Genomic DNA, 305 nt, shown 5'->3' on the forward strand with positions numbered 1-305 from the left:
GCTGGAACCGCATCGCGAGAAGCTGCTGGCCGGCATGTTGGAGAACGGCTTCAGCCTGGAATACGGTGAGCACCTGTTCGAGCAGATCAAGGGCTTCGGCGATTACGGCTTCCCGGAAAGCCACGCCGCCAGCTTCGCCCTGCTGACCTATAACAGCTGCTGGCTGAAATGCCACCACCCGGCCGCGTTCACCGCCAGCCTGATCAACAGCCAGCCACTGGGTTTCTACAGTCCCGACCAGCTGCTGCAGGATGCGCGCCGGCATGGCATCAGCGTGCTGCCGGTGGACGTGCGCTACAGCGACT

Annotated in this window: 1 pseudogene; it reads left to right on the forward strand. The window is 63.3% G+C overall.

The annotated features are described in order from the left end of the window. Positions 1-305, forward strand: a pseudogene (locus EN845_RS34625) (error-prone DNA polymerase); the annotation flags it as partial.

The sequence above is a fragment of the Mesorhizobium sp. M8A.F.Ca.ET.202.01.1.1 genome, from assembly GCF_004791595.1.
Classification (GTDB): domain Bacteria; phylum Pseudomonadota; class Alphaproteobacteria; order Rhizobiales; family Rhizobiaceae; genus Mesorhizobium.